At 70.4% G+C, this 25,546-nt stretch carries 25 protein-coding genes and 1 riboswitch; of the genes, 16 read left to right on the top strand and 9 right to left on the bottom strand.

Translation table 11 applies throughout. The annotated features are described in order from the left end of the window. Positions 1-70: 70 nt before the first annotated feature. The gene (locus MHO01S_RS06830; RefSeq protein WP_060960989.1) at positions 71-1,201 is read right to left on the bottom strand and encodes a BMP family lipoprotein; all 1,131 of its coding nucleotides are present in this window, start codon (positions 1,199-1,201) and stop codon (positions 71-73) included. A gap of 161 nt (positions 1,202-1,362) precedes the next feature. Beyond that, the gene (locus tag MHO01S_RS06825) at positions 1,363-2,478 is read right to left on the bottom strand and encodes a mannose-1-phosphate guanylyltransferase (protein ID WP_060960990.1); all 1,116 of its coding nucleotides are present in this window, start codon (positions 2,476-2,478) and stop codon (positions 1,363-1,365) included. Positions 2,479-2,717: 239 nt separating this feature from the next. On the opposite strand from MHO01S_RS06825, the gene sdhC reads away from it, so the two are divergent. The 7 genes from sdhC (at position 2,718) to trpS (ending at position 9,478) form a co-directional block, all read left to right on the top strand. Beyond that, positions 2,718-3,152: a succinate dehydrogenase, cytochrome b556 subunit gene (gene sdhC / locus MHO01S_RS06820; protein ID WP_005048122.1), complete on the top strand. Its 435-nt coding sequence runs from the start codon at positions 2,718-2,720 to the stop codon at positions 3,150-3,152. Beyond that, positions 3,152-3,622, top strand: a complete 471-nt coding sequence (locus tag MHO01S_RS06815; RefSeq protein WP_060960991.1) for a succinate dehydrogenase hydrophobic membrane anchor subunit — start codon at positions 3,152-3,154, stop codon at positions 3,620-3,622. Before sdhC ends, MHO01S_RS06815 begins: the two co-directional genes overlap by 1 nt. Positions 3,623-3,661: 39 nt before the next feature. Further along, positions 3,662-5,488 (top strand): succinate dehydrogenase flavoprotein subunit, encoded by a 1,827-nt coding sequence (gene sdhA / locus MHO01S_RS06810; RefSeq protein ID WP_060960992.1) that lies wholly within the window; start codon positions 3,662-3,664, stop codon positions 5,486-5,488. After that, the gene (locus tag MHO01S_RS06805; RefSeq protein ID WP_060960993.1) at positions 5,488-6,261 is read left to right on the top strand and encodes a succinate dehydrogenase iron-sulfur subunit; all 774 of its coding nucleotides are present in this window, start codon (positions 5,488-5,490) and stop codon (positions 6,259-6,261) included. The genes sdhA and MHO01S_RS06805 overlap by 1 nt, the downstream gene beginning before the upstream one ends. Before the next feature lie 69 nt (positions 6,262-6,330). Continuing rightward, positions 6,331-7,521, top strand: coding sequence for a YihY/virulence factor BrkB family protein (locus MHO01S_RS06800; RefSeq protein WP_060960994.1), 1,191 nt, complete (start codon positions 6,331-6,333; stop codon positions 7,519-7,521). 52 nt (positions 7,522-7,573) lie between these two features. Next, positions 7,574-8,407 (top strand): exodeoxyribonuclease III, encoded by an 834-nt coding sequence (locus MHO01S_RS06795; RefSeq protein WP_060960995.1) that lies wholly within the window; start codon positions 7,574-7,576, stop codon positions 8,405-8,407. A 66-nt stretch (positions 8,408-8,473) separates the two neighbouring features. Next, complete coding sequence (gene trpS / locus MHO01S_RS06790; protein WP_082734301.1) at positions 8,474-9,478, top strand: tryptophan--tRNA ligase; 1,005 nt, start codon at positions 8,474-8,476, stop codon at positions 9,476-9,478. A 110-nt stretch (positions 9,479-9,588) separates the two neighbouring features. Here trpS and MHO01S_RS06785 read toward each other — a convergent pair whose 3' ends face one another. Then, the gene (locus MHO01S_RS06785; protein WP_157553751.1) at positions 9,589-10,419 is read right to left on the bottom strand and encodes an endonuclease domain-containing protein; all 831 of its coding nucleotides are present in this window, start codon (positions 10,417-10,419) and stop codon (positions 9,589-9,591) included. A 272-nt stretch (positions 10,420-10,691) separates the two neighbouring features. Here MHO01S_RS06785 and MHO01S_RS06780 point away from each other — a divergent pair, with 272 nt between their 5' ends. Then, on the top strand, positions 10,692-11,255 hold the full coding sequence (locus MHO01S_RS06780) for a GNAT family N-acetyltransferase (protein ID WP_060960998.1): 564 nt from the start codon (positions 10,692-10,694) through the stop codon (positions 11,253-11,255). Positions 11,256-11,288: 33 nt separating this feature from the next. Next, positions 11,289-12,152: an Fpg/Nei family DNA glycosylase gene (locus MHO01S_RS06775; protein ID WP_060960999.1), complete on the top strand. Its 864-nt coding sequence runs from the start codon at positions 11,289-11,291 to the stop codon at positions 12,150-12,152. 57 nt (positions 12,153-12,209) lie between these two features. Here MHO01S_RS06775 and MHO01S_RS06770 read toward each other — a convergent pair whose 3' ends face one another. Continuing rightward, positions 12,210-13,961, bottom strand: a complete 1,752-nt coding sequence (locus MHO01S_RS06770; RefSeq protein ID WP_061782048.1) for a glycerol-3-phosphate dehydrogenase/oxidase — start codon at positions 13,959-13,961, stop codon at positions 12,210-12,212. Positions 13,962-14,092: 131 nt separating this feature from the next. Beyond that, a riboswitch (FMN riboswitch) is annotated at positions 14,093-14,249 on the top strand. A gap of 71 nt (positions 14,250-14,320) precedes the next feature. Here MHO01S_RS06770 and ribD point away from each other — a divergent pair. The 4 genes from ribD to ribH are packed head-to-tail and all read left to right on the top strand — an operon-like array spanning position 14,321 to position 17,791. Beyond that, positions 14,321-15,400 (top strand): bifunctional diaminohydroxyphosphoribosylaminopyrimidine deaminase/5-amino-6-(5-phosphoribosylamino)uracil reductase RibD, encoded by a 1,080-nt coding sequence (gene ribD, locus MHO01S_RS06765; RefSeq protein ID WP_061782047.1) that lies wholly within the window; start codon positions 14,321-14,323, stop codon positions 15,398-15,400. Further along, positions 15,400-16,044, top strand: coding sequence for a riboflavin synthase (locus MHO01S_RS06760; protein WP_060961001.1), 645 nt, complete (start codon positions 15,400-15,402; stop codon positions 16,042-16,044). The genes ribD and MHO01S_RS06760 overlap by 1 nt, the downstream gene beginning before the upstream one ends. Beyond that, the gene (locus MHO01S_RS06755; RefSeq protein WP_060961002.1) at positions 16,041-17,321 is read left to right on the top strand and encodes a bifunctional 3,4-dihydroxy-2-butanone-4-phosphate synthase/GTP cyclohydrolase II; all 1,281 of its coding nucleotides are present in this window, start codon (positions 16,041-16,043) and stop codon (positions 17,319-17,321) included. The genes MHO01S_RS06760 and MHO01S_RS06755 overlap by 4 nt, the downstream gene beginning before the upstream one ends. After that, the gene (ribH, locus tag MHO01S_RS06750) at positions 17,318-17,791 is read left to right on the top strand and encodes a 6,7-dimethyl-8-ribityllumazine synthase (protein ID WP_060961003.1); all 474 of its coding nucleotides are present in this window, start codon (positions 17,318-17,320) and stop codon (positions 17,789-17,791) included. The genes MHO01S_RS06755 and ribH overlap by 4 nt, the downstream gene beginning before the upstream one ends. 112 nt (positions 17,792-17,903) lie before the next feature. On the opposite strand, the gene MHO01S_RS06745 is transcribed toward ribH, so the two are convergent. Further along, entirely contained in the window at positions 17,904-18,188 is a 285-nt protein-coding gene (locus MHO01S_RS06745) for a GIY-YIG nuclease family protein (RefSeq protein WP_060961004.1), read from the bottom strand. A 291-nt stretch (positions 18,189-18,479) separates the two neighbouring features. Between MHO01S_RS06745 and MHO01S_RS06740 the strand changes: the two genes are divergently transcribed. Together MHO01S_RS06740 and MHO01S_RS06735 are read left to right on the top strand one after the other, a co-directional pair. Next, positions 18,480-18,830: a hypothetical protein gene (locus MHO01S_RS06740; RefSeq protein WP_060961005.1), complete on the top strand. Its 351-nt coding sequence runs from the start codon at positions 18,480-18,482 to the stop codon at positions 18,828-18,830. A gap of 157 nt (positions 18,831-18,987) precedes the next feature. After that, entirely contained in the window at positions 18,988-20,382 is a 1,395-nt protein-coding gene (locus tag MHO01S_RS06735) for an MFS transporter (protein WP_060961006.1), read from the top strand. 81 nt (positions 20,383-20,463) lie between these two features. On the opposite strand, the gene MHO01S_RS06730 is transcribed toward MHO01S_RS06735, so the two are convergent. The 3 genes from MHO01S_RS06730 to MHO01S_RS06720 are packed head-to-tail and all read right to left on the bottom strand — an operon-like array spanning position 20,464 to position 23,098. Then, positions 20,464-21,291, bottom strand: coding sequence for an ABC transporter permease (locus MHO01S_RS06730; RefSeq protein ID WP_060961007.1), 828 nt, complete (start codon positions 21,289-21,291; stop codon positions 20,464-20,466). Continuing rightward, entirely contained in the window at positions 21,288-22,160 is an 873-nt protein-coding gene (locus tag MHO01S_RS06725) for an ABC transporter permease (RefSeq protein ID WP_060961008.1), read from the bottom strand. Before MHO01S_RS06725 ends, MHO01S_RS06730 begins: the two co-directional genes overlap by 4 nt. Further along, the gene (locus MHO01S_RS06720) at positions 22,157-23,098 is read right to left on the bottom strand and encodes an ABC transporter ATP-binding protein (protein ID WP_060961009.1); all 942 of its coding nucleotides are present in this window, start codon (positions 23,096-23,098) and stop codon (positions 22,157-22,159) included. The genes MHO01S_RS06725 and MHO01S_RS06720 overlap by 4 nt, the downstream gene beginning before the upstream one ends. Positions 23,099-23,297: 199 nt before the next feature. On the opposite strand from MHO01S_RS06720, the gene MHO01S_RS06715 reads away from it, so the two are divergent. Next, the gene (locus tag MHO01S_RS06715; RefSeq protein WP_061782046.1) at positions 23,298-25,214 is read left to right on the top strand and encodes an ABC transporter ATP-binding protein; all 1,917 of its coding nucleotides are present in this window, start codon (positions 23,298-23,300) and stop codon (positions 25,212-25,214) included. Between the two features lie 60 nt (positions 25,215-25,274). On the opposite strand, the gene MHO01S_RS06710 is transcribed toward MHO01S_RS06715, so the two are convergent. Next, positions 25,275-25,472 carry a CsbD family protein gene (locus MHO01S_RS06710; RefSeq protein ID WP_036314858.1) on the bottom strand — a complete coding sequence of 66 codons (198 nt, stop codon included), beginning with the start codon at positions 25,470-25,472 and terminating at the stop codon, positions 25,275-25,277. Between the last annotated feature and the right edge of the window lie 74 nt (positions 25,473-25,546).

Genomic DNA, 25,546 nt, shown 5'->3' with positions numbered 1-25,546 from the left:
CGGAAGGCGGACGAACGGAACTCGGGGCGAGCAGCTTGCGGCTGCTCGCCCCGAGTGCGTCCGCGTCAGATCAGGAGCCGGCGGGCGAGTTCTTCGACTCGACCTTGATGGTCCCCGCGATGATGTCGTCCTGGAGCTTGGTCAGCTCGTCGGTGAGACCGGCCGGCAGCTTCGACTCGAAGTCGTGGAAGCTCGAGAGCTTGACGCCCTCGTTCTTCAGCGTGCCGACGTAGGGGGTCGGGTCGAACTCGCCCTTGGAAGCCGCGATCGTCGCGTCGTACACGGCGACGTCGATGGCCTTCATGATCGAGACGAGGGTGACCGAGGCGACGTTCGGGTCGGCGACGGCGAGGTCGCTGTCGACGCCGAGCATCAGGGTGTCCTTGCCGCTGTCGGCGATCGCCGCCGCTGCGCTCTTGTAGATGGGTCCGCCGACGGGGAGGATGACGTCGACGCCCTGGTCGAGAACGCCCTGCGCGGTCTGCTTGGCCGTGTCGTTGGCGTCGAAGGCCCCGGTGAACGAGCCCTTCTGCTCAGCGCTGTCCCAACCGACGACCTGGACGTTGGCGCTCTTGTCCTCGTTGTACTTCTTCACGCCCTGCTCGTAGCCGTCCATGAAGACCGCGACGGAGGGGATCTGCATGCCGCCGAAGGTGCCGACCTTGTTCACGCCGGCCTGCGCCGACCATGCCGCGGCGGCGTAGCCGCCCAGGTAGGCCGCCTCGGCGGTGTTGAAGACGAGGGGCTTGATGTTCGGGGCGTCGGTCTTGCCGTCGAAGTCGGTGTCGGCGTAGTCGTCGATGATCGCGAAGTCCAGCGTCGGGTTCGCCTTGGCGGCCTCGACCGTGGCGGCGGCGAGCTTGAAGCCGACCGAGATGATCAGGGTGCAGCCCTCGGAGATGGCGGTCGTCATGTTCGGCGCGTAGTCGTTGTCGTTGGTCGACTCGAACTCGACGGCCTGGATGCCGAGCTCGCCGACGGCCTTGTCCATGCCGTTCTTGGCGGACTCGTTGAACGACTTGTCGTCCCAACCGCCCGCGTCCGAGACCAGGCAGGGCTTGAAACCGTCGACGACGGTGCCGCCCGCGGCTCCCGTCCCGGTGCTCGCGGCGTCAGGGGCCGAGCCGCAGCCGGCGAGGGCGATGATGAGCCCCGCGGCAGCTGTGATGCCGGCGAGCTTCTTGGTGGTCGAGATGGTCAATGCAGCCTCCACATTGATAGACCCACGGATTTCGCGGGCGCACGGATCGAAGTTACCTACTGTGACGTGGGATTTGCACGCTGCACACCCGGGTGCGGGCGAAAGGTTACAAAGACGCAATCAAGCGGACACGCAGGCGGCATCCTGCCCGTCGCCGCGTCTCAGAGGACGTCGCCGCGACCCGTCAGCTTCAACGCGTCGACGACGCCCTTGACGCGCTGGGCGTGCTCGCTGGTGGTCACCAGGAGCGCGTCCGGGGTGTCGACGACGACGATGTCCTTCACGCCGATGAGGCTGATGACGCGGTTGGTGTGGCTGACGACGATGCCGCTCGCGGCATCCGAGAGGATGCGGGCGTTCTCGCCCAGGATCGCCAGGTCGTTCTTGCGTCCCCCGCTGTTGAGCTTGGCGAGGCTGGCGAAGTCGCCGACGTCGTCCCAGTCGAAGTGCCCCGGCACGACGGCCAGCCGCCCCTTCTCGGCCGCCGGCTCCGCCACGACGTAGTCGATCGCGATCTTGGGCAGCTTCGGCCAGATCCGGTCGACGGCGGGTCCCCGCCGCTCGCGGTCGTCCCAGGCCTCGGCCAGCTCGAGCAGTCCCGCGTGCAGCTCGGGGTTGTTGGCCGCGATCTCGGCGAGCAGCACATCGGCGCGCGAGATGAACATGCCCGCGTTCCAGAGGTAGTCGCGGTCGGCGAGGTACTTCTTCGCCGTCTCGAGGTCGGGCTTCTCCACGAAGCGCTCGACCAGCGACGCGTCCCGCGCCCCGTCGACGATCAGCTCACCGCCGCGCTTGATGTAGCCGAACCCCACGGCGGGCTCCGAGGGGGCGATTCCGACGGTGCAGATGTAGCCCTCGCGCGCGACCTCGACGGCGTCGCGGACCGCGAACTCGAACACGCGCGTGCCGCGGATCACGTGGTCGGCGGCGAACGAGCCGATGATCACGTCGGGCTCGCGGCGGTGGAGGATCGCCGCGGCCAGGCCGATCGCGGCCGCCGAGTCGCGCGGCTCGGACTCGAGGAAGACGTTGTGGTCGGGGATGCCGGGAAGCTGCTCCTCCACCGCGGCGCGATGCGCGCGCCCCGTGACGACCGCGATGCGGTCGGCGCCGGACAGCGGCGCGAGGCGGTCCCACGTGTCGCGCAGCAGCGAGTGGCCCGACCCGGTGAGGTCGTGCAGGAACTTGGGCGCATCCGCGCGGGAGAGGGGCCACAGGCGGCTGCCGACACCCCCCGCGGGGATCACGGCGTAGAAGTCGTCGATCGGATCGGCCATGCAGACAGGCTAGCCGTCGGCGGGTGACGCACCCGTTTCCGAAAGAAGGCGGTTTCATTCCGGTTCTCTCGATATCGAGAGAACTTAGGGTCGCCTTCCTCGCCCATGTCTCGAACGCCGACCTAGGATATGAGTGCGCCCGTGTGCGACGCCGAGGGTCCAGTGCCGTTGTGAACCCCGGGGCCGAAGTCCTGCCCCCGCCGTACCGAGGTGTCCGTTCACACCAAGGGAGGACGACCGTGTCTGCACCAGCACGCGTCACACCGTCGGTAGCACAGACCACGTCCAAGACGCCGCGCGGAACGCTCTACCGCGGCAACGAGGGCATGTGGTCCTGGGTTCTGCACCGCATCACCGGCGTCGCCATCTTCTTCTTCCTGCTCGTGCACGTGCTCGACACCGCGCTGATCCGCCTCTCCCCCGAGGCGTACGACGCGGTCATCGGCACGTACAAGAACCCGATCATGGGCTTCGGCGAGGTCGCCCTCGTCGCGGCGATCGTCTACCACGCCTTCAACGGCCTGCGCATCATCGCGGTCGACCTGTGGCCGTGGGCGACCCGTCACCAGCGTCAGCTGTGGTGGGGCGTGCTGGGCCTGTGGGTCGTGACCGTGGGCGGCTTCGCCGCACGCCACATCCCCATCGTGCTCTCGAACATCGGAGGCGGTCACTGATGTCCACCCTCACCCCGAGCGACGAGCAGGCCATCCCGGCGCCGCGCACCCCTCAGGTGCGCAAGAAGGGCGCGAACCTGGAGAAGGCCGGCTGGATCTACATGCGCGTGTCCGGCGTGCTGCTGGTCGTGCTCATCTTCGGCCACCTCTTCGTCAACCTGATGCTGGGCGAAGGCATCCACGGCATCGACTTCGCGTTCGTGGCGGGCAAGTTCGCGAGCCCGTTCTGGCAGGTCTGGGACGTGTTGATGCTGTGGCTCGCCCTCATCCATGGCGCGAACGGCATGCGCACGATCGTCAACGACTACGTCGTCGGCGCCACCACCCGCAAGGTGCTCGTCTGGGCGCTGTGGGTCGCCGCAGGGTTCCTGATCCTGCTCGGCACCCTCGTCGTGTTCACCTTCGACCCGTGCCTGGGTGTGGAGAACTCGACGACGGACTGGCTCATCCAGATGTGCGCCGCACGCTGACACCGCACAAGACGACGCAGAAGACAAGGCATCCCTGACGTGACTACCCAGCATCCCGAGGCCGTCCTGAAGGACGGCGTGTACTACCACGAGTTCGACATCGTCATCGTGGGCGCCGGCGGCGCCGGCATGCGCGCCGCGATCGAGGCCGGGCCCGGCGCCCGCACCGCCGTCATCACCAAGCTGTACCCGACCCGCTCGCACACCGGTGCGGCGCAGGGCGGCATGGCGGCGGCGCTCGCGAACGTCGAAGAGGACTCCTGGGAGTGGCACACCTTCGACACCGTCAAGGGCGGCGACTACCTCGTCGACCAGGATGCCGCGGAGATCCTCGCCCGCGAGGCCATCGACGCCGTCATCGACCTCGAGAACATGGGCCTGCCGTTCAACCGCACCCCCGAGGGCAAGATCGACCAGCGCCGCTTCGGCGGGCACACGGCCGACCACGGCAAGACCCCGGTCCGCCGCGCGTGCTACGCCGCCGACCGCACCGGACACATGATCCTGCAGACGCTGTTCCAGAACTGCGTGCGGCTCGGCATCAACTTCTTCAACGAGTACTACGCGCTCGACCTGATCACGGTGAAGGATGCCGACGGCAACACCCAGGTCGCCGGCGTCGTCGCCTACGAGCTGGCCACGGGCGACCTGCACGTCTTCCACTCCAAGGCCGTCATCTTCGCCACGGGCGGTTTCGGCAAGATCTACAAGACGACCTCCAACGCGCACACCCTCACCGGCGACGGCGTGGGCATCGTGTGGCGCAAGGGCCTGCCGCTGGAGGACATCGAGTTCTTCCAGTTCCACCCGACCGGTCTCGCGGGTCTCGGCATCCTGCTCACCGAGGGCGCCCGCGGCGAGGGCGCGATCCTGCGCAACGCCTCCGGCGAGCGGTTCATGGAGCGCTACGCGCCGACCATCAAGGACCTCGCCCCGCGTGACATCGTCGCCCGCTGCATGGTCAAGGAGGTGCTCGAAGGCCGCGGCGCCGGTCCCCACAAGGACTACGTGTACCTGGACTGCACCCACCTCGGGGCCGAGGTGCTGGAGACCAAGCTCCCCGACATCACCGAGTTCGCGCGCACCTACCTGGGCGTCGACCCCGTCACCGAGCCGGTGCCGGTCATGCCGACGGCCCACTACGCGATGGGCGGCATCCCGACCAACAACAACGGCGAGGTGCTGCAGGACAACGACACCGTCGTGCCCGGCCTCTACGCCGCCGGCGAGTGCGCGTGCGTGTCGGTGCACGGCGCCAACCGCCTGGGCACCAACTCGCTGCTCGACATCAACGTCTTCGGCAAGCGCAGCGGCCGCAACGCCGTCGAGTACGTGCAGACGGCCGACTTCGTGCCGCTGCCCGAGGACCCGGCCAAGGAGGTCCGCGAGATGCTCGAGGGCCTGCGCGCGAACGCGGGCACCGAGCGCGTCGCGGTGCTGCGCAAGAAGCTGCAGGAGGAGATGGACGCCAACGCCCAGGTCTTCCGCACCGAGGAGACCCTCACCAACGTGATGGGCACCATCCACGACCTGCGCCAGCGCTTCAAGAACGTGCACATCGACGACAAGGGCAAGCGCTTCAACACCGACCTGCTCGAGGCCGTCGAGCTCGGCTTCCTGCTCGACCTCGCCGAGATCGTCGCGTACGCCGCCCGCAACCGCCGCGAGAGCCGCGGCGGCCACATGCGCGAGGACTACCCCGACCGCAACGACGAGCAGTACATGCAGCACACGATGGCCTACCTCACGGGCGACCCGCACTCCCCCGACCCCGAGGACCACATCAAGCTCGACTGGAAGCCCGTCGTGTTCACGAAGAACGACAAGGGCGAGTTGAACTACCCCCCGATGGAGAGGAAGTACTGATGACGACCGCCATCGTCGAACAGGACGTCGTCGCCGAGACGACCGGTGAGGCTCCGATCCAGTCGTACCTCGTCACCTTCATCATCCGTCGCTTCGACCCCGAGACCGACAGCGAGCCGCGCTGGGTCGACTACGACGTCGAGATGTACCCCACCGACCGGGTGCTCGACGCGCTGCACAAGATCAAGTGGGAGGTCGACGGCTCGCTCACCTTCCGCCGCTCGTGCGCGCACGGCATCTGCGGCTCCGACGCCATGCGCATCAACGGCCGCAACCGTCTGGCCTGCAAGACGCTGATCAAGGACCTCGACATCTCGAAGCCGATCTACGTCGAGGCGATCAAGGGCCTGCCGCTGGAGAAGGACCTCGTCGTCGACATGGAGCCGTTCTTCGCGTCGTACCGCGAGGTGCAGCCGTTCCTCATCGCCAACAGCAAGCCCGAGGCCGGCAAGGAGCGCATCCAGTCGATCGTCGACCGCGAGATCTTCGACGACACCACCAAGTGCATCCTCTGCGCCGCGTGCACGTCGTCGTGTCCCGTGTTCTGGACCGACGGGCAATACTTCGGCCCGGCCGCGATCGTCAACGCGCACCGCTTCATCTTCGACTCGCGCGACGACGCGGCCGATGTGCGCCTGGACATCCTCAACGACAAGGAAGGCGTCTGGCGCTGCCGTACGACCTTCAACTGTACCGAGGCGTGCCCCCGCGGCATCGAGGTCACAAAGGCCATCGCCGAGGTCAAGCAGGCCGTGCTGCGCGGCGGACGCTGAGACGACCACGGATGCCGGGTCCCGCGCCTCGGCGGGGGCCACGGCATCCACGATCGCTACTCTGAACGGGTGACGGATTCGTCGGAACGCGCGGACGCCGTGTGGCGCGCGCGCTGGGAGCAGTCGCCGCTGCGCGAGCGGCTGGACGAGCCGATCGAGCGCGCGACGAAGATCACGCGCAAGACCCTCGCGTGGTTCCCGATCCGCGTGTGGCGCCACTTCCTGAGGGCGAACGGGTTCCTGCTGGCGGCGGCGATCAGCTACCAGTCGCTGTTCGCGATCTTCGCGGTGATCTACTTCGGCTTCGCGATCGTCGGCATCTGGCTCGGCGGCAGCGAGCAGGCGATCGACGGCCTCATCCAGATCGTCAACCTGTACATCCCCGGACTCATCGGCGCGCAGGACGGGCAGGGCCTGGTCAGCGAGGCGGACGTCGCGCAGATCGCCCAGGAGTCGGCGAGCGTGCTCGCCATCACCGGTGCGGTCGCCTTCGTCGCCGCCCTGTGGACGGCGATCGGGTTCGTCACCTTCACCCGCCGCGCGGTGCGCGACATCTTCGGCCTCCCGTTCGACACCCGCAGCTACGTGCTGCTCAAGGCGCGCGACTTCCTGGCCGCCGCCCTGTTCGGTCTGGCCCTCGTCGTCGGCGCGGTGCTGGCCACCATCGCGGCCGGGGCGATCGAACTGCTCTTCCGGCTGTTCGACTGGCCCGACTACTCGGGGTGGGTGTGGGGCACCGGCCGGGTCGCCTCGGCGGCGGTCGCCTTCGCGATCAACACCGCGGCGATCGCCGCCCTCATCCGCTTCCTGACCGGGACGTCGCTGCGGTGGCGGCTCATCGCCCCCGGCGCCGCGCTCGGCGGCGCCGCGATGGTCGTGCTGCAGTACGGCGCCGGCATCCTCCTGTCGTACTCCCCCTCCAACCCGCTGCTGGCCACGTTCTCCGTGTTCGTCGGCTTCCTGCTGTGGTTCCGCCTCGTGGGGATCGTGATCCTCGTCGCCGCCTCGTGGGTGGCCCTCACGGCCCAGGACGCCGACGTCCCGATCGAGCAGCTCAGCGAGGACGAGCAGCGCCGCCGCGAGCACGCCGCACTCCTCCTCGCGGCCCGCATCCGCGTGCGCGACGCGCATCTGGCGCGCGGCGAAGCGCCCTGGTGGGGCCGGTGGAGCGCCACCCGCGAGCTGCGGCGCGCCGAGGACGACCTCGCCCGCATCGAGGCGGACACACCGCCGCCGCGCCGCGGGCTGCTGCTGGACTGACCTCGGCGTCGCCCGAGCCGGCCGTGTCGGAGACGCTGGTTAGGGTGGTCTGGTGCCTCGAAACCTCCGCGTCGCCTCGGTCAACGTCAACGGCATCCGTGCCGCCGCCCGCAAGGGGATGCGTCCCTGGCTCGAGTCCGCCGGCGTCGACGTGCTCACCCTGCAGGAGGTGCGCGGTGAGGCCGCACATCTGGCCGAGGCGCTGCCGGGCTGGCACGTCGTCAACGACGAGGCGCTGGCGAAGGGCCGCGCCGGGGTCGCGATCGCGGCGCGCGAGCCCATCGACGTCTGGCGCGTCGAGCTCGGAGACGAGGCGCTCGACTCGCGGGGCCGCTGGGTGGAGGCCGACATCGACGTGGACGGCGAGCGCCTCACGGTCGTGAGCGCATACGTCCACACCGGCGAGGCCGACACCGCGAAGCAGCTCGCCAAGTACGCCTTCCTCGACGCGATGGAGGCGCGGATGCCGCAGCTCGGCGCGCTCGCGCTGATCACCGGCGATCTCAACGTCGGTCACCGCGAGCTCGACATCCGCAATTGGCGCGGCAACGTGAAGAAGGCGGGCTTCCTGCCGCGGGAGCGCGCGTACTTCGACCGGTTCCTCGGCCCGGCCGGTGCCGAGGTCGCCTGCATCGACGGGACCACCGGCACCGGCCTGGGCTGGGTCGACGTCGGCCGCCGCTGGGCGGGCGAGGTCGACGGACCGTACTCCTGGTGGTCGAACCGGGGGAAGGCGTTCGACACCGACACCGGATGGCGCATCGACTACCACCTCGCCAGCCCGGCGCTCGCGGAGCGGGTGGTCGACTACCGCGTGGTGCGCGCCCCCTCCTGGGACACCCGGTGGAGCGATCACGCGCCCGTCATCGCCGACTACACCTTCTGACGGGGGCGCGGCGGGGCGGCGGCCGTCGCGGGCGGGGACCCGGCATCCGTTCTCTAGACTTGGACGATGACCAGGCCCCGCCTCTACTCCGGAATGCAGCCCTCCGCCGACTCCCTCCAGCTCGGCAACTACATCGGGGCTCTCCTGCAGTGGCGTGACCTGCAGGAGGCGTACGAGGCGTTCTTCTCGGTCGTCGACCTCCACGCGCTCACCCAGCCGAACGACCCGGCGGAGCTGCGCGAGAAGACCCGCCGCACGGCGGCGCAGTACATCGCGGCCGGCATCGAGCCGTCGAAGTCGACCCTCTACGTGCAGTCGCACGTGCGGGCGCACGCCGAGCTCGCCTGGGTGCTGTCGACGATCACCGGCTTCGGCGAGGCCGGCCGCATGACGCAGTTCAAGGACAAGTCCGCCCGGTACGGCGCCGATCAGACGAATGTCGGCCTGTTCACCTATCCGGTGCTGATGGCGGCCGACATCCTGCTCTACCAGACCGACATCGTGCCGGTCGGCGACGACCAGAAGCAGCACGTCGAGCTCACCCGCGACCTCGCCGAGCGCTTCAACGGCCGGTACGGCGAGACGTTCCGGGTGCCGATGCCGGTGATCCAGAAGGACACCGCCCGCATCTACGACCTGCAGAACCCGACGTCGAAGATGAGCAAGTCCGCCGAGTCCGACGCGGGTGTGCTGTGGATGCTGGACGACCCGGCCGTGTCGGCGAAGAAGATCATGCGCGCCGTCACCGACAGCGAGGGCGCGGTGCGCTACGACAAGGAGAACAAGCCCGGCGTCTCGAACCTGCTCGTGATCTACGCGGCCCTGACCGGTCGCCAGATCCCGTCGATCGAGGACGAGTACGCGGGCCGCGGCTACGGCGACTTCAAGAAGGGGCTCGCCGAGGTGGTCGTGAACGAGTTCGGGCCGGTGCGCCGGCGCGCGCTCGAGCTGCTCGACGACCCGGCGGAGCTGGATCGCGTGCTCGCTGCCAACGCCGACCGCGCCGCGGAGGTCGCCGACGCGACCCTCGCGGACGTCTACGCCAAGGTCGGGCTGCTGCGCCGCGGCTGAGCCCCCCTCCCCCCGACCGCGAGCGGGCGTCGCGGGCTGGGTGCCGGTGTGATCTGCACAACTCCGCCTGCGCGGTCACCGTGAGGGCTCGACCCCTTCCGGCGCCCCGCTCAGGCGGAGTTGCGCCGGGACGCGGCCGCTGGTCGTCCACCCTGCACGAGGGCGCGCAGCGCGGTGTACACCTCGTCGGGACGGTACAGGATCTGCGCTGCCGTCAGGCGGAGGGTGAGGTAGCCGCGGGCGGCGAGCGCGAGATCCCGTTCGCGGTCCTTGACCTGCTGACGCCAGTCCGAGTGGAACTCCCTGCTGTCGCACTCTATGACGAGCCATCCGTCGACGAGGAGATCCACGAAGCCCACCCCGCGGAAGTAGACCTGCGGGACGGCGCGCGCACCCATCTTCCAGAGCATCACGCGGACCAGACTCTCGGTGCCCGCCTGCGCGCGACCGTCGAGACGCCGGCGCAGCGTGCGATACCGCCTCGGCAGGTGCGAGAACAGCGCATCGAGGTCACTGGGACGGATCAGTCCTTTGTTGAGGGCGGAGTCCAGGGTCGCGACGGCATAGCGCGGAGGCTGGCAGAGCACGGCGTGGACCAGCGCGTCGAAGACACCCACGCACACGGTGTCGGCGTCCTCCGGACGTGCCAGCGGCATCCAGTGAAGACGCAACCCACGGCGGTCGGCCCGCTGCGGCAGCGGGCGCCGACGATCGTCGGGGGCTCGCAGTCGGCTGGCTCCGCGGGTGACGTGCACATGGAGCGCGTCGTTGGCGAACACGAAGACGCCGCGCGTCGCCAGCGCGCTGAGACAGGTGAGACGTCCACCGACGCGCACCGCCTCGACGGCGGCCGCCGGAGCCGTTGCCGGGAGATAGTGATCACGGCGGGCACGGACGATCTGGCCGCGTCGCACGGCTTCAGCGATGCGGTGTCGGGTCATTCCCCTCTCCAGGAGCTCGCGTGCGGAGAGACAGACGACCTGATCCATGCCGCAATGCTGACCAGCCTCCGGCGGCTCGCGCCCGCTGCGGAAGAACTCCTGGACATCCGGGCGACAGGGCCGCGCTGTGGAGGATGCGGCACTCATCCGCATGACTCCATCGGAACCGGCGGCGGGTGACCCCTGAGCAGCCCAACGGGCGACTCGGGCGGAGTCATGCAGGGCGGGGGCCCGGGGCGGGGTCCGGGGAGGGGGCGGGATAGGCTCGCTGCATGCAACCGGTGACGCTGAGGACGCAGCGGCTCGAGCTCTCGATCCCGACGGACGGCGATGTCGACGCGATCTTCGCGGCCTGCCAGGACGAGCTGATCCAGCGGTTCACCACCGTCCCCTCGCCGTACGAGCGCTCGCACGCCGAGGGGTTCGTCCGCAAGGCCGCGGGGTGGTGGGATGCCGGGACGGAGGCGACCTGGGCCGTGCGCCATGACGGACGACTGGTCGGCATGATCGGGCTGCACCGTCTGGCCGCGGGCTCCGGCGAGCTGGGCTACTGGATGACCGCGGACGCGCGTGGACGGGGGCTCGTGGTCGAGGCCGCCCGCGCGGTGCTCGACTGGGCTTTCTCTCCCGACGGCCTCGGACTCGTCCGCATCGAGTGGCGCGCCGTGGCGGAGAACCCCGCATCGCACCGCGTCGCGCAACGTCTCGGGTTCCGGTACGAAGGACGTCAGCGCTCGGCGCTGGTCAACGGCGCGGGGATGCGCAGCGACGGCCTCCTGGCGGGTCTGCTCGCCGGCGACGATCGGGCGCCCCAGGCCTGGCCGGCATCCCCCTGACGCCGCGTCCGGGGGCCGTGGCAGGATGAGGTCATGCCCGAGATGCCGGAGGTGCAAGGTCTCGTCGACTTCCTCGGCACCCGCGCGTCCGGGCGCACCGTCGTCAAGATCACGGTCGCGAACATCGCGGCCCTGAAGACCTACGATCCGCCGATCGACGCCCTCGTGGGAACGACGATCTCCGGCGCGACACGGCGCGGGAAGTTCGTCGATCTCGCGACGGATGCCGGCAGCCATCTCATCTTCCACCTCGCGAAAGCGGGCTGGCTGCGCTGGTACGACGCCGTGCCCGACACGGTGATCCGCCCCGGCAAGACGCCCATCGCGCTGCGCGTCCGCCTCGACGACGGGTCGGGCTTCGACCTCACCGAAGCCGGCACCAAGAAGTCCCTCGCGGTCTACGCGGCGCGCGAGCCCGCCGACGTCCCCGGCATCGCGCGCCTCGGACCGGACCCGCTCGCCCCCGACTTCACGCGCGACACGCTCGCCTCCCTGCTGGCGGGCCGGCGCACCCAGATCAAAGGGGTGCTGCGCGACCAGTCGATCGTCGCGGGTATCGGCAACGCCTACTCGGACGAGATCCTCCACGCCGCGCGCATGTCGCCGTACGCGCTGGCGGCGAGTCTCACCGACACGGATGTGGACCGCCTCTACGACGCGATGCGCACGACATTGACGGATGCCGTGGCCACCGCATCCGGCAAGCCTCCCGCCGACCTCAAGGATGCGAAGCGACGCGGCATGGCCGTGCACGGCCGCCGCGGCGAGGCCTGCCCGGTGTGCGGTGACGAGGTGCGCAGCGTCTTCTTCGCCGACAACTCCCTCGAGTACTGCCCCACGTGCCAGACGGGTGGCAAGCTGCTGGCCGATCGGCGGCTGTCGCGACTGCTGAAGTGACGCGACGTCCGGGAACGCGAGCGGCGTAGCGGCGGAGCCGGTGCGGTCGCCGCGCGCTCAGCGCGCCACCGCCGGCTGCCAGGCCGGATCGGCGGCGTGCACCGCGGCGAGCGCGCGATCGACCTCGGCCGCCTGCGCGGCGGCATCCCACCCCATGACCGGTGCGATCGCGTCGGCGATCTCGACGGCGACGGTCCGGTCGGCGCGGCCCCGGAAGGCGAGATCGGTGCGACGCAGGAGCACGTCCTCGAGGTGCACGACCAGTTCGGTGCGGGCGAGGTGGCGCAGCTCGTCGCGCGTGTAGTCCGGCGCCGTCCGCAGGGGGACGTCGTCGGCGCCCGTCGCGGCGATGACCTCCGCGGCGGTCGTGCCGTAGCGATCGAGGAGGACGGCGACGCGCGCCGGGTCCACCGCGCCGGCGTGCGCCAGCACCCACTGTCGGCGGGCGCGCTCGGACGTCGGATAGCCGACGCCGCCGCCGATGGCGAGCCCCTTCGTCGTCCGTGTCCGCGGGCGGGCGAGCACCTCCAGCACCCGGTCGGTGAGGTGGGCGGCCGAGGCGCGGAAGGTGGTCCATTTGCCGCCCACGAGACTGAGGACGGTCGGCGCGTCGGTGCCGGGCATCCGCTCGGCCTCGATCCGGTAGTCGCGCGACACGAAACCGGGGGCCACGTCGCCGTGTCCGGGCAACGGGCGCACGCCGGCGAAGCGGTGCACGATCTGCGAGCGATCGACGGCGATCGTGGGGAAGACGTGGCCGATCAACTCGAAGAAGTAGTCGATCTCGTCCTCGGTGCAGACGATCGGCGCGCCCATGTCGTGCTCGAGGTCGGTCGTGCCCACGAGCACGCGTCCCTTCAACGGGTAGATGAGCACGATGCGGCCGTCGGAGTGCTCGAAGAACAGTTCGCGGCCGGCGGTCGCCTCGAGCAGTTCCTCGTTGTCCAGCACGATGTGCGAGCCCTTGGTCCCACCCATGTCATGCGTGTCGTCGCCGAGGGCGCGGTTGGTGAGGTCGGTCCACGGTCCCGACGCGTTCACGACGACGGATGCCGAGAACACGAACTCCGCTCCGGAATCGGCGTCGCGGAGCACCACCTTGCCGTCGTCGTGTCCGACGGCGGCCGTGTAGGTCGCGACGCGCGCCCGGTCGTCCGCCGCTCCGGCGCGCAGCCCGTCGCGCAGGACGTCGACCGCGAGCCGCTCCGGGTCGTGGAGGGAGGCGTCCCAATACGTCGCGGTGTAGCGGGTGGCGGGGTTGAGCCGCGGCAGCTGCCGAAGCGAGGCGGACCGGCCGTGGAACGCGTGGCGCGGCACCGCGCCTCCCCCGAAGAGTCCGCCGCCGCGGGAGAACGAGTCGTAGATTACGAGGCCGATCTTGATGAGCACCGCTCCCCGCTCACGGCGCTTCCCGGCGCCGTGCCGGAGGAACCGCAACGGAGCCGACAGGACTCCGGAGAAGGTCGAGCCGATCGGGATGGTCGTCTGCAGCGGCCGGACGTAGTGCGCCGCGGTCCGCAGCAGCGCGTTGCGCTCGGTGACGGCCTCGTGGACGAGGCGGAACTCGCCGTTCTCGAGGTAGCGGATGCCGCCGTGGATCATGTGACTCGAGGCCGCCGATGCTCCCGAGACGACGTCGCCGCGCTCGACGAGAGCCACGTCGACGCCCTGCAGTGCGAGGTCGCGGAAGGTCGCGAGCCCGTTGATGCCGCCGCCGATGATGAGCACGTCGGCGAAGGGGCGCTCACGAAGACGAGCCGCCCCGCGCACATCGTCGCTGCTCTGCGTGCCGCTGGTGTCGTGAGCCATCGTCGCCTCCCCGTCGTGTGTGCCTCCAGGCTAGGCCGCGGGGCGGGGAGATCGCTGGGCGGCCGCGCGGAATCCTCCGACCGACACGGAATGAAATCCGCATCCGCGCGTTGACTAGGATCAAGTGCAAGAAACGTGCTCCGGGGTCGGTGTGAATCCGAACCGGCGGTGACAGTCCGCGAGCCCCCTCTCACCAGGGGGTTGATCCGGTGGGATTCCGGAACCGACGGTGATGTGCGAAGGCCCTGCGGGGCCCGAGCGCTAGTCCGGATGGGAGGCAGCACGGACGACGATCCGTACGCGGACGCGTCGTCTGCGGTGTCGAACGCGCCCCCGGAGCCTCAGGTGGAGGACGACGGATGGCAGCGACAGACCGCGACGACACGGTGATCGACCGTGCCATGCGGCGCGCCCTGGAGATCGCACGGCGGGGCCCGCGAGGGGTCAATCCCCAGGTGGGGGCCGTCATCCTCTCTCCCGACGGACAGGTGCTCGCCGAGGGCTGGCATCGCGGGGCGGGCACGGCTCACGCCGAGGTGGACGCGCTCACCCGACTGACCGCACGCTCCGGCGCGGATGCCGCGCGCGGCACCACCGCCGTGGTCACCCTCGAGCCCTGCAATCACACGGGCCGCACGGGCCCGTGCAGCGAGGCGCTCATCGCTGCCGGTGTGGCCCGCGTGGTCTATGCCGTCGACGATCCCGGCGAGCAGTCCTCGGGGGGTGCGCAGCGGCTGCGCGCCGCGGGCGTCGAGGTGATCCGCGGCGTCGGGGGGGACGAGGGCGAAGCGCTGCTCGACTCGTGGTTGACGGTGCAGCGCCTCGGCCGACCGCACGTGACGCTCAAGTGGGCACAGTCCCTCGACGGGCGCGCGGCGGCCGCCGACGGCACGAGCCAGTGGATCACCGGTGCGCAGGCGCGGGCCGACGTGCACCGCCGCCGGAGCGTCGCCGATGCGATCCTCGTCGGCACGGGCACGCTGCTCGCCGACGACCCCGCGCTGACGGCACGCCGGCCCGACGGCACGCTCTACGACGACCAGCCGCGACCCGTGGTCGTCGGCACGCGCGCCACGCCCCTGGATGCCCGCGTCCGGCGGCATCCGCGCCCGTTCATGCAGGACGAGGGCGATGACCTCGCCGACCTGCTCGACCGGCTCCGCGAACTGGGCGCGCACCGCGTTTTCGTCGAGGGCGGACCGACCCTGGCGTCGTCGTTCGTCCGTGAGGGGCTCGTCGACGAGCTGCTCGTCTACATCGCGCCCACGCTGATCGGCGGACCGCGGCTCGCGGTCGGCGACATCGGCGTCGCGACGATCACGGGGCAGCGCCGGCTGGCCACGGCATCCGTCGAACGGCTCGGCGACGACCTGCTCATCGTCGGGCATCTGCGCTCCGCGCACGAGGCCCACACCGCGACCACGGAGGAAGAGGACTGATGTTCACCGGAATCATCGAAGAGCGCGGCGAGATCGTCGCGGTGGAACCGTCGGGCGACGGCGTGCGGATGACCGTGCGAGCGCCGCTGTCGGTGTCCGACGCCGGCCACGGCGACTCGATCGCGGTCAGCGGCGTGTGCCTGACCGTCGTCGACCAGGGCGACGACTGGTTCACGGCCGATGTCATGCGCCAGAGCCTCGACATGGCGACGCTGGGCGCTTTCGGCCCGGGAACCCGTGTCAACCTCGAACGCGCGATGGCCGCGCACGGGCGCCTCGGCGGACACATCGTGCAGGGGCACGTCGACGGCACCGGGACCGTGCTCGAGGTGCGGCCGGGTGCCGAGTGGCGCGTCATCCGCATCTCGCTGCCCGCGGAGCTCGCCCCCCTCGTCGTCGACAAGGGGTCGATCGCGGTCGACGGCGTCTCGCTCACGGTGTCGAACGCCGCGGATGCCGCGGCCTCCGAGGCGTGGTTCGAAGTGTCGCTCATCCCCGAGACGCTCGAGGCGACGACGCTCGGCGACCGGGTGGCCGGCGACCGCGTCAACCTCGAGACCGACATCCTGGCGCGTCACGTCCAGCGCCTCCTCGCTTTCACCCCGACCTCTCCCGAGAACACGAACGAAGGGGGCTCACGATGAGCCTGTCGACCATCCCCGAAGCCCTCGATGCCCTCCGCGCGGGGCGGCCGGTCATCGTCGCCGATGACGAGAACCGCGAGAACGAGGGCGACATCATCCTGTCGGCGCAGCTCGCGACGCCCGAATGGCTGGCATGGACCATCCGCTGGTCGAGCGGGTTCATCTGCGCGCCGATGCCCGCCGAGTGGGCGGACCGTCTCGACCTGCCGCCGATGGTCGCGGTCAACGAGGACGCCCGTGGGACCGCCTACACGGTCAGCGTCGACGCCGCCGACCGTGTCTCGACCGGGATCAGCGCCACCGACCGCTCGCACACCCTCAACGTGCTCGCCGACCCGGCATCCGTGCCGTCGTCGGTGATCCGACCGGGGCACATCCTGCCGCTGCGCGCCGTCGACGGCGGCGTGCGCGAGCGGGCCGGCCACACCGAGGCCGGGGTCGAGCTCATGCGCCTCGCGGGCCTGCAGCCGGTCGCCGCGATCGGCGAGGTGGTCGCTGAGGACGGGTCGATGATGCGGCTTCCGGGTCTGATCGAGATGGGCGCTCGCGAAGGCGTGCCCGTCATCACGATCGAGCAGCTCATCGGCTACCTCGACGAGGTCGAGCCCGCGGCCGTCGCGGCGCCCTCTCCCGCGGCGCAGAAGCGCCGGGTGAGCCTGCGCGCCGAGGCGACCGTTCCCACCTCGCACGGCACGTTCCGCTTCCTCGCCTACAAGGATCGCGTCACCGGCACCGACCACATCGCCGTCGTCTCCGGCGACCTCACCGAGGACGCCCCGCTCGTGCGCGTGCACTCGGAGTGCCTGACGGGCGAGGCCTTCGGCTCGCTCAAGTGCGAGTGCGGACCGCAGCTGGACGCGGCGCTGGATCGCATCGAGAAGGACGGCGGGGTCGTCGTCTACATGCGCGGACACGAGGGCCGGGGCATCGGTCTCATCAACAAGCTGCGCGCGTACAGCCTGCAGGAGCGGGGGCTCGACACCGTCGACGCGAACCTGGCTCTGGGACTTCCCGCCGATGCGCGCGACTACGCGGCGGCCGGCGGCATCCTCGCCGATCTGGGCGTGGACCGCATCCGCCTGCTGACGAACAACTCCGACAAGGTCAAGCAGCTGCGCGAGCTCGGACTGGATATCGTCGAGCAGGTGCCGCTGCTGGTCGGCGTCGGCGCCAACAACCACCAGTACCTGGCCACCAAGCGCGATCGCATGGGCCACATCATCAGCGCGGACGAGCTCGACGCGGCTCTCGCGCACAGCACGGAGGAGCACGCATGAGCGGCCACGGAGCCCCCCAGACCGCCCCGATCGACGCCACGGGACTGCGGGTCGTCGTCATCGCGGGCCTCTGGCACGACGTCATCACCGACGGCCTCATCGCCGGCGCGGAGCGCGTGCTCTCGGCATCCGGCGCGTCGTGGAGCCTCGAACGCGTCCCCGGCTCGTTCGAGCTGCCCGTCGCGGCGAAGGCGGCGCTGGATGCCGGTGCCGACGCGGTGGTGGCGCTCGGCGTGATCATCCGTGGCGGCACGCCGCACTTCGAGTTCGTCTCGTCCGCGGCCACCGACGGGCTCACCCGCGTCGCCCTCGACACCGGCAAGCCGGTCGGGTTCGGGGTGCTCACCCTGGACGACGAGCAGCAGGGCCTCGACCGCGCGGGTCTTCCCGCGTCGAAGGAGGACAAGGGCGCCGAGGCGGCGGATGCCGCGCTGCGGACGGCCCTGCTGCTGCGGCGCCTGCGCGGCTGACGCGCTTCGCGGGGGAACGCGTTTCGACTCGCTCCGCTCGCTCAACGACCGGGGGTGCGGACCTCACCACCCGGTCGTTGAGCGAGGCCCGCAGGGCCGAGTCGAAACGCCCTCAGTCGCCGCGACGGCGGGCACTCCACCGCCGCACCGCCTCGATACCGCCCTCGGCGTAGGCGAGACGTTTCGCGTGACTCCACCCCTGCAGCCGCTTCTCCCAGGCGAACGCGTCCGCGACGCGCGCCATCTCCTCGCTCCAGATCAGCTCCACGGGCAGACGCCGGCGCGTGTACACGGCTCCCTCTCCCGCCGCATGCTGCGCGACGCGCCGATCGAGATCGATCGTGCTGCCCACGTAGAGCGTGCCGTCGGCGCACCGCAGCATGTAGACGAACGGCATCCCGCGACGGTACCGGGGCCGTGCGGATGCCGGGGGCGTTGTCCACAGCCCGGGAACGCGTTTCGACTCGCTGCGCTCGCTCAACGACCGGGGAGAGAGCGGACCTCACCACCCGGTCGTTGAGCGAGGCCCGCAGGGCCGAGTCGAAACGCCGCACGCACACACGCCGACACGTTTCGACTCGCTGCGCTCGCTCAACGACCGGAGAGAGGTTGCACGCGTTTCGACTCGCTGTGCTCGCGCGGCGGGCGGGGGGGCGCGGATCCGCCCGCCATCAGTTAGGCTGAAGGCATGGAGATCCTGCGTCACGCCGTCGTCCTCGTCCACCTCACCGGTTTCGCGATCCTCTTCGGCGCCTGGGTCGTGGAGGCGGTGGGCCAGCGGCGCATCACGCGACTGATGACCTGGGGCATGGTCATCGCCGCCGTCGCGGGGCTCGCCCTCGCCGCCCCGTGGGGCATCGACCACCCGCTGAACTACACCAAGCTCGGCGTGAAGCTCATCGTGCTGCTCGCGATCGGCGCCGTCCTGGGCATCGGCACCGCGCGCCAGCGCAAGGCGGGCGCGGCGCCGGCGGCCCTGTTCTGGCTCGTCGGCATCCTCACCTTCCTCAACGCGGCCCTGGCCGTGCTCTGGCGCTGACCCGGCGTAGACTCGATGGCCGTGCGCCGGGAACCTGCCGGCGCCCCGGTGCCCCCATCGTCGCGGCGCCCGCCGCACACACCCCTGCCCCGGACGCCCACCACCGGCGCGTCCCACGAGGACCTTCGACACCCCATCGATAGGTAGCTCACTCCGCATGTCCGCAGCCACCGCGGCCCCCGCCGCACCCGCCAACTCCCGCGCCCGCGTCATCACCGCGAGCCTCGTCGGCACCACCATCGAGTTCTACGACTTCTACGTCTACGCGACCGCCGCGGTTCTCGTGTTCCCGGTGCTCTTCTTCCCGACCGGCGACGAGACCACCGCCCTGCTGTCGTCGTTCGCCGTCTTCGGCGCCGCGATGATCGCCCGCCCGATCGGCGCCGTCGTCTTCGGTCACTTCGGCGACCGCTTCGGCCGCAAGGCCACGCTCGTCGCGTCTCTGCTCACGATGGGCATCGCGACCTTCCTCATCGGATGCCTGCCCACCTACGCCGGCATCGGTTGGTGGGCGGCCTTCCTGCTGCTGATCCTGCGCCTCTTCCAGGGCTTCGCCCTCGGCGGCGAGTGGTCGGGCGCCGCCCTCGTGGCCACCGAGAACGCCCCGAAGGGCAAGCGCGCGTGGTACGGCACGTTCCCGCAGCTGGGCGCCCCCATCGGCTTCATCATCGCCAACACCCTGTTCCTCGTGATCAACTTCGCCCTCCCCCACCCCGACGGCCCCCTGCAGCGCTCGGACGCCTTCCTCTCCTGGGGCTGGCGCGTGCCGTTCCTGTTCTCTGCCGTGATGGTGATCATCGGTCTCTGGGTGCGTCTGAAGCTCGTGGAGTCGACGACGTTCACCGCGGCCGAGAAGAAGGGCGCGATCCGCCGGTTCCCGCTGGGCGAGGTCGTCCGCGGGCACGGGAAGAACCTGGTCCTCGGCACGTTCATCATGCTCGCCACCTACGTGCTCTTCTATCTGATGACGAGCTTCACCCTCGCCTACGGCACGACGGCCGCCGACGCCCCCGTCCCCGGGCTCGGCTTCGGCTACACCGACTTCGTGATCATGCAGATCATCGGTGTCGTGTTCTTCGGCGTCTTCACGCTGCTGTCGGGTCCCATCGCGGATGCCTTGGGGCGGCGGAAACTCCTCATCTGGGTGACCGCGCTGATCGGTGTGCTCGGACTCACCTTCAACGTGTTCCTCCTCCCGGCCGTCGACCCGAAGTTCACCGGCGCGCTCGTGCAGGCCTTCCTCGTGTTCGGCTTCATGCTGATGGGGGCCACCTTCGGGCCGATGGGCGCCGTGCTGCCGGAGCTCTTCCCGACCAATGTCCGCTACACCGGCTCGGCGATCGCGTACAACGTCTCGTCGATCCTCGGCGCGGCCATCGCCCCCTCGATCGCTCTCGGCCTCTGGGCCGTGGCCGGCGGCGAGCCGTGGCTGGTCGGCCTGTATCTGTCGGGCTCGGCGGTACTCACCCTCATCGCCCTGGTGCTGTCCCGTGAGACCAAGGACGTCGACTACGAGACGAACATCGGCCTGGGCGAGACCGGCTCGCTCTGAGCCTTCGGCGACGACCGGCGGATGCCGCGGCCCGGGGGACCGCGACATCCGTCGTCTCACGTCGTGCGCGCCGCGGCGAGCTCAGTCGAGGAACAGCGCGCGCAGCCGTTTGGTCGTGAACACGAGCCCGATCGCGATCATGACGAGGTAGTAGAGCACGTGCCAGAGCATGTCGACGCTCAGGATGCCGGTCGTGAGCCCGCGGATCAGCTCCACCCCGTGCCACAGCGGCAGGGCCATGACGATCTGCTGCACCCAGCCGGGGTAGACCGTGATCGGGTAGAACGTGGCGGAGAACAGGAACATCGGCAGGAGCACGAAGTTGATCCAGTCCATCTGCTGGAACGTCTTCATGTAGCTCGTGACGGCCATGCCGAGGCTCGCGAAACCGAAAGCGATCAGCACGACCGCGGGCAGGGCGAGCACCGCCGTCCAGGCGAGGTTGAGCCCGAGGACCTGCATGATGATCATGAACCCGGTCGCGTAGGCGAGTCCGCGCAGCAGCGCGTAGAGGATCTCGCCCAGGGCGACGTCGAGCGGTCCGAGCGACGTCGCGAGCATCCCCTCGTAGAGCTTGCCGTAGTTGAGCTTGAAGAAGACGTTCCAGGTGGAGTCGTAGATGGCGCCGTTCATCGCCGACACCGCCAGCAGCGCCGGGGCGATGAAGGCGGCGTAGCTGACGCTCGCGCCCTGGGTGGTCTCGACGTCACCGATGAGCGCGCCGAGGCCGATGCCCATCGAGGCCAGGTAGAACACCGGCTCGAAGAAGCCGGAGAGCACGACCGCCCAACTCGACGACCGGGCCGCGATGAGCCCGCGTTGCACGACGGCGCCCGGGTTGCCCGCCCACAGCGCGCGGACGCCGCCGCGGCGGGCCGCGGTGGAGGGCACCTCGACGACGGCGCTCATTTCGCGAGCCTCTCGGTGAAGACGCGGCGGGCGAACAGGTAGCCGACCACCGCGAGGGCGAGCAGGTAGACGAGGTGGACCGCGACCATCACCGGGTCCACCGCCGCACCGTAGGTGGCGACGCGACCGAGTTCGGCGCCGTGCCACAGCGGCGAGACCCACCCGATCCACTGCAACCACAGCGGCAGCGAGTCCAGCGGGTAGAACGTGCCGGAGAACAGGAACATCGGCATGAAGAGGAAGCGCTGCACGAGGGCGAACTGCCCCTTGTCGTCTTCGATCGACCCCGCGTACGCCATGAGCGGGATGCCGAAGGCGAGCCCCGCCAGCACACCGGCGAACACCGCGAGCCACCCCGTCGCGGGATGCGGCACCGCCCCGAACGGCAGCAGCCAGACGATCAGGTAGTACGCGGCCGAGGCGACGACCATGCGCGCCGTCGCCCCCGCGACCACCCCGTTCGCGATCTGCGGGCTCGACAGCGGCGACGCGTTGAAGCCGTAGAAGTAGCGCCGCCACTTGAAACCGGCCATGACCGGATACGTCAGCTCCTCGCTGGCCACCGAGATCGTCGCCGTCGCCAGCAGCGCCGGCGCGACGAACATCAGGTAGCTGACCTCCTGACCGTGGTCGACGATCGGCACGCGGATGAGCGCGGCCAGGCCCACCGCGAGGCCGAGGAGGTACAGGATCGGCTGCCCGACGGCGCCGACGATGATCGTCCAGCCGTACGCGCGCATCGCGCGCACCATGTGCTCCGTGACGTACCAGCTGCCGCGCCGGCGGGGCTTGCGTCCCCACGCCATCGCCTCGGCACGCAGCTCGTCGAGGCTCGGATGCGTCCCGGCATCCGTCTGCGGCGCGCTCATTCGATCAGCGACCTTCCCGTGAGCCGCAGGAACACGTCCTCCAGCGACGAACGACGAACGAGCGAGGTGATCGGCTCCAGGCCCTGGGCGGTGACGCGCTCGAGGGCCGCTTCGCCGTCGTCGGCGTAGATCAGGATGCGGTCGGGGAGCACCTCGACGCGGTCGCCGATGCCGGCGAGGCTCTCGGCGACGACGGCGTTGCGATCGGAGCCGAAGCGCACCTCCAGCACCTCGCGGCTCGAGTGCGCGCGGATGAGGGATGCCGGGGTGCCCTCGGCCATGATGCGTCCCTTGTCGACGACGATGAGCCGGTCGCACAGCTGCTCGGCCTCGTCCATGTAGTGCGTGGTCAGCACGAGCGTCGTGCCGCGCTCCTTGAGACGGAACAGGCGGTCCCACAGCACGTGGCGCGCCTGCGGGTCGAGGCCCGTCGTCGGCTCGTCCAGCAGGAGGATGCGAGGGTCGTTGATGAGTCCGCGGGCGATCGTGAGGCGGCGCTTCATACCGCCGGAGAGCTGGTCGACCTTGTTCTTCGCCTTGTCCTCGAGCTGCGCGAAGGCGAGCAGCTCATCGGCCTTCTCGTGGCAGACCTTGCCGGGAAGACCGAAGTACCGCCCGTAGATGTAGAGGTTCTCGCGGGCGTTGAGCTCCCCGTCGAGGTTGTCCTGCTGCGGGACGACGCCGAGCCGCGAGCGGATCTCGGGGCCGTACCGGTCGGGGTCGAGTCCGAGGATCTGCAGCTCGCCCGCGGTGCGGGTGGAGACGGCACCGATCATCTTCATGGTCGTCGACTTGCCGGCGCCGTTCGGGCCCAGCAGACCGAACGACTCCCCCGGCGCGACCTCGAAGCTGAGACCGTCGACGGCGACGAAGTCGGGCTTCCCCTTGACCTTGTAGGACTTCACGAGGTGACGAGCGGAGATGACAGGAGCGGGCACCGGTCCACCCTATCCGCGGCCTCCGACAGGGCACGCACCGTTCATCCGTCCCGCGATGTCGCGAGCGGCGGCGGGTGGCGACACCGGGGGACGGATGGGCGTCACTCGGCATCCGGATGTGCGGGAAGCGGGAGGGTGACCCCGCGCGGCGCCGCCGAGAGAGAAGATAGAGGCACCCGAACACCGCCCGAAAGCTCCCATGTCTTCTGCCAGCACCACCCGCCCGTCCCGCAGCCGCCGCCGTCCCGCCGACGATGGGCCCCGCGCGAGCCTGCGACAGCTCCTCCCCTTCGTCTTCGAGCAGAAGGGTGTGCTCGTCGTCGTGGCCGTGCTCAGCGTGCTCGCCGCGGTCGCGACGCTCGCCCAGCCGCTCGTCGTCGGCCAGGTCATCGACCGGGTGCAGAAGGAGGATCCGCTCGGGGTGCTCGTCTGGGTGCTGGTGGGCCTCGTCGTCGCGTCGTCGGTGATCAGCGGCATCCAGCACTTCCTGCTGCAGCGCACGGGCACCGCGGTCGTCTACTCGAGCCGCCGCCGCCTCATCGCCCAGCTGCTGCACCTGCCGGTGCAGGAGTACGACGCGCGTCGCACGGGAGACCTCGTCTCGCGCGTCGGCACCGACACGACGCTGCTGTACGCCGTGCTCACCCAGGGCCTCGCCGACTCGATCGGCAATGCGCTCATCTTCGTCGGCGCGATCGTCGCGATGCTCATCATCGATCCGGTGCTGCTGGCGCTAATCCTCGTCGTCGTGGGGGCGTCGGTCGCGGTCGTGGTGGCCCTCAGCGGGCGCATCCGTCGCGCGACAGCCGTGCAGCAGGAGAAGGTCGGCGAGCTGGCCTCGGGCGTCGAGCGCGCGGTCGGATCGATTCGCACGATCCGTGCTTCGGGGGCCTCGGAGCGCGAGCGCGAGAGCATCGAGCACACCGCGCGGGGCGCGTACGAGGCCGGCGTGCAGGTCGCGAAGGCGTCGGCGTTCGTCGTGCCGGTCGCCGGTGTCGCGCTGCAGCTGTCGCTGCTGGTGGTCCTGGGCGTCGGCGGGTTCCGCGTCGCCTCGGGCGCCATCACGATCGCCGGGCTGGTCACGTTCGTGATGTTCCTCTTCTTCCTCGTCCAGCCCCTGGGCTCGTTCTTCGGGGCGATCACCTCCGTCGGACAGGCCCTCGGCGCGCTGGGGCGCATCCAGGAGGTGCTGGATCTGCGCACCGAGACCGCGTGCGACGCGGAGGTCGCAGCATCCGTCGCCGTCGGCACCTCGCCGATCTCGACCGCCGCCGCGCACGAGGACCAGACGCCGCCGGCGACGATCGAGTTCCGCGACGTCCGGTTCTCCTACCCGGATGCCGTGGTCAGCGCGCGCCGCCGCTCGGAGGCGGAAGCCGCGGCCCTGCTCGCCGAGGCGCACGCCGACGCCACCGTCGAGGTGTCGGACACCCCGGGCGAAGTGCTGCGGGGCGTGTCCTTCCGCGTCCCGCGCGGCGCCCGCGTCGCCCTCGTCGGGCCGTCCGGAGCCGGCAAGTCGACCACCCTGGCCCTCATCGAACGCTTCTACGACCCCACCGGCGGGGCGATCCTGCTCGACGGCGTCGACCTCCGCGGCATCGACCGCACGCGACTGCGCGCCCAGCTCGGCTACGTCGAGCAGGATGCGCCGACCCTCGCCGGCACCATCGCCGACAACCTCCGGCTGGCGTCGCCGACGGCCTCCGACGAGGACTGCGAGCGGGTGCTGCGCGCCGTCAACCTCGGCGACGTGCTGGAGCGCTCCCCCCTCGGACTCGAGGCCCCCGTCGGCGAGGCGGGCGTCATGCTCTCCGGCGGCGAGCGCCAGCGCCTCGCGATCGCGCGGGCGCTGCTGGCCGCTCCCCCGGTGCTGCTGCTGGACGAGTCGACCTCGTCGCTGGACGGGCTGAACGAGCAGCGCATGCGCGAGGCGATCGACGCCGTCGCGACCGGCCGCACGCTCGTGGTCATCGCCCACCGTCTGTCGACCGTCGTCGACAGCGACCTGATCGTGGTGATGGACCACGGCCGCGTCGTGGGCCAGGGCACGCACTCCGAGCTCGTGGAGACCGTGCCGCTGTATCGCGACCTGGCGAAGCACCAGCTGCTGGTCTGATCCGCCGACACGACGAAGGGCCCGCCGACGCCGGCGGGCCCTTCGCGTGTCACGGTCGGCTCACTTGCCGCCGAGCGCGTCCTTCGCGTCCTTCGCCGCGTCCTTGACGTCGGCGGCCGCGTCCTTCGCGTGGGCCTTGACCTGGTCGGCCTTGCCCTCGGCGACGAGCTTGTCGTTGTCGGTGAGGTTGCCGATGGCCTCCTTGGCCTTGCCGGTCAGGTTCTCGGCGGTGTTCTTGATGTCGTCTGCGAGGCCCATGGGGGTCTCCTTTCTCTGTGGTGGTTCTGGGTGTTCTTCTCAGGGATCCCCGGCAGGCGGGGACGTTCGACGGC

Source organism: Microbacterium hominis NBRC 15708 (assembly GCF_001592125.1).
Classification (GTDB): domain Bacteria; phylum Actinomycetota; class Actinomycetes; order Actinomycetales; family Microbacteriaceae; genus Microbacterium; species Microbacterium hominis.
This window is presented reverse-complemented; position numbering and strand designations above follow the sequence as displayed.

Excerpts from the sequence above, each read along its gene's own strand:
- MHO01S_RS06825 (WP_060960990.1), bottom strand. The coding sequence starts at position 2,478 with ATGGCCGATCCGATCGACGACTTCTACGCCGTGATCCCCGCGGGGGGT.
- MHO01S_RS06815 (WP_060960991.1), top strand. The coding sequence starts at position 3,152 with ATGTCCACCCTCACCCCGAGCGACGAGCAGGCCATCCCGGCGCCGCGC.
- MHO01S_RS06805 (WP_060960993.1), top strand. The coding sequence starts at position 5,488 with ATGACGACCGCCATCGTCGAACAGGACGTCGTCGCCGAGACGACCGGT.
- trpS (WP_082734301.1), top strand. The coding sequence starts at position 8,474 with ATGACCAGGCCCCGCCTCTACTCCGGAATGCAGCCCTCCGCCGACTCC.
- MHO01S_RS06785 (WP_157553751.1), bottom strand. The coding sequence starts at position 10,419 with ATGACCCGACACCGCATCGCTGAAGCCGTGCGACGCGGCCAGATCGTC.
- MHO01S_RS06780 (WP_060960998.1), top strand. The coding sequence starts at position 10,692 with ATGCAACCGGTGACGCTGAGGACGCAGCGGCTCGAGCTCTCGATCCCG.
- MHO01S_RS06775 (WP_060960999.1), top strand. The coding sequence starts at position 11,289 with ATGCCCGAGATGCCGGAGGTGCAAGGTCTCGTCGACTTCCTCGGCACC.
- MHO01S_RS06770 (WP_061782048.1), bottom strand. The coding sequence starts at position 13,961 with ATGGCTCACGACACCAGCGGCACGCAGAGCAGCGACGATGTGCGCGGG.
- ribD (WP_061782047.1), top strand. The coding sequence starts at position 14,321 with ATGGCAGCGACAGACCGCGACGACACGGTGATCGACCGTGCCATGCGG.
- MHO01S_RS06760 (WP_060961001.1), top strand. The coding sequence starts at position 15,400 with ATGTTCACCGGAATCATCGAAGAGCGCGGCGAGATCGTCGCGGTGGAA.
- MHO01S_RS06755 (WP_060961002.1), top strand. The coding sequence starts at position 16,041 with ATGAGCCTGTCGACCATCCCCGAAGCCCTCGATGCCCTCCGCGCGGGG.
- ribH (WP_060961003.1), top strand. The coding sequence starts at position 17,318 with ATGAGCGGCCACGGAGCCCCCCAGACCGCCCCGATCGACGCCACGGGA.
- MHO01S_RS06745 (WP_060961004.1), bottom strand. The coding sequence starts at position 18,188 with ATGCCGTTCGTCTACATGCTGCGGTGCGCCGACGGCACGCTCTACGTG.
- MHO01S_RS06740 (WP_060961005.1), top strand. The coding sequence starts at position 18,480 with ATGGAGATCCTGCGTCACGCCGTCGTCCTCGTCCACCTCACCGGTTTC.
- MHO01S_RS06735 (WP_060961006.1), top strand. The coding sequence starts at position 18,988 with ATGTCCGCAGCCACCGCGGCCCCCGCCGCACCCGCCAACTCCCGCGCC.
- MHO01S_RS06730 (WP_060961007.1), bottom strand. The coding sequence starts at position 21,291 with ATGAGCGCCGTCGTCGAGGTGCCCTCCACCGCGGCCCGCCGCGGCGGC.
- MHO01S_RS06725 (WP_060961008.1), bottom strand. The coding sequence starts at position 22,160 with ATGAGCGCGCCGCAGACGGATGCCGGGACGCATCCGAGCCTCGACGAG.
- MHO01S_RS06715 (WP_061782046.1), top strand. The coding sequence starts at position 23,298 with ATGTCTTCTGCCAGCACCACCCGCCCGTCCCGCAGCCGCCGCCGTCCC.
- MHO01S_RS06710 (WP_036314858.1), bottom strand. The coding sequence starts at position 25,472 with ATGGGCCTCGCAGACGACATCAAGAACACCGCCGAGAACCTGACCGGC.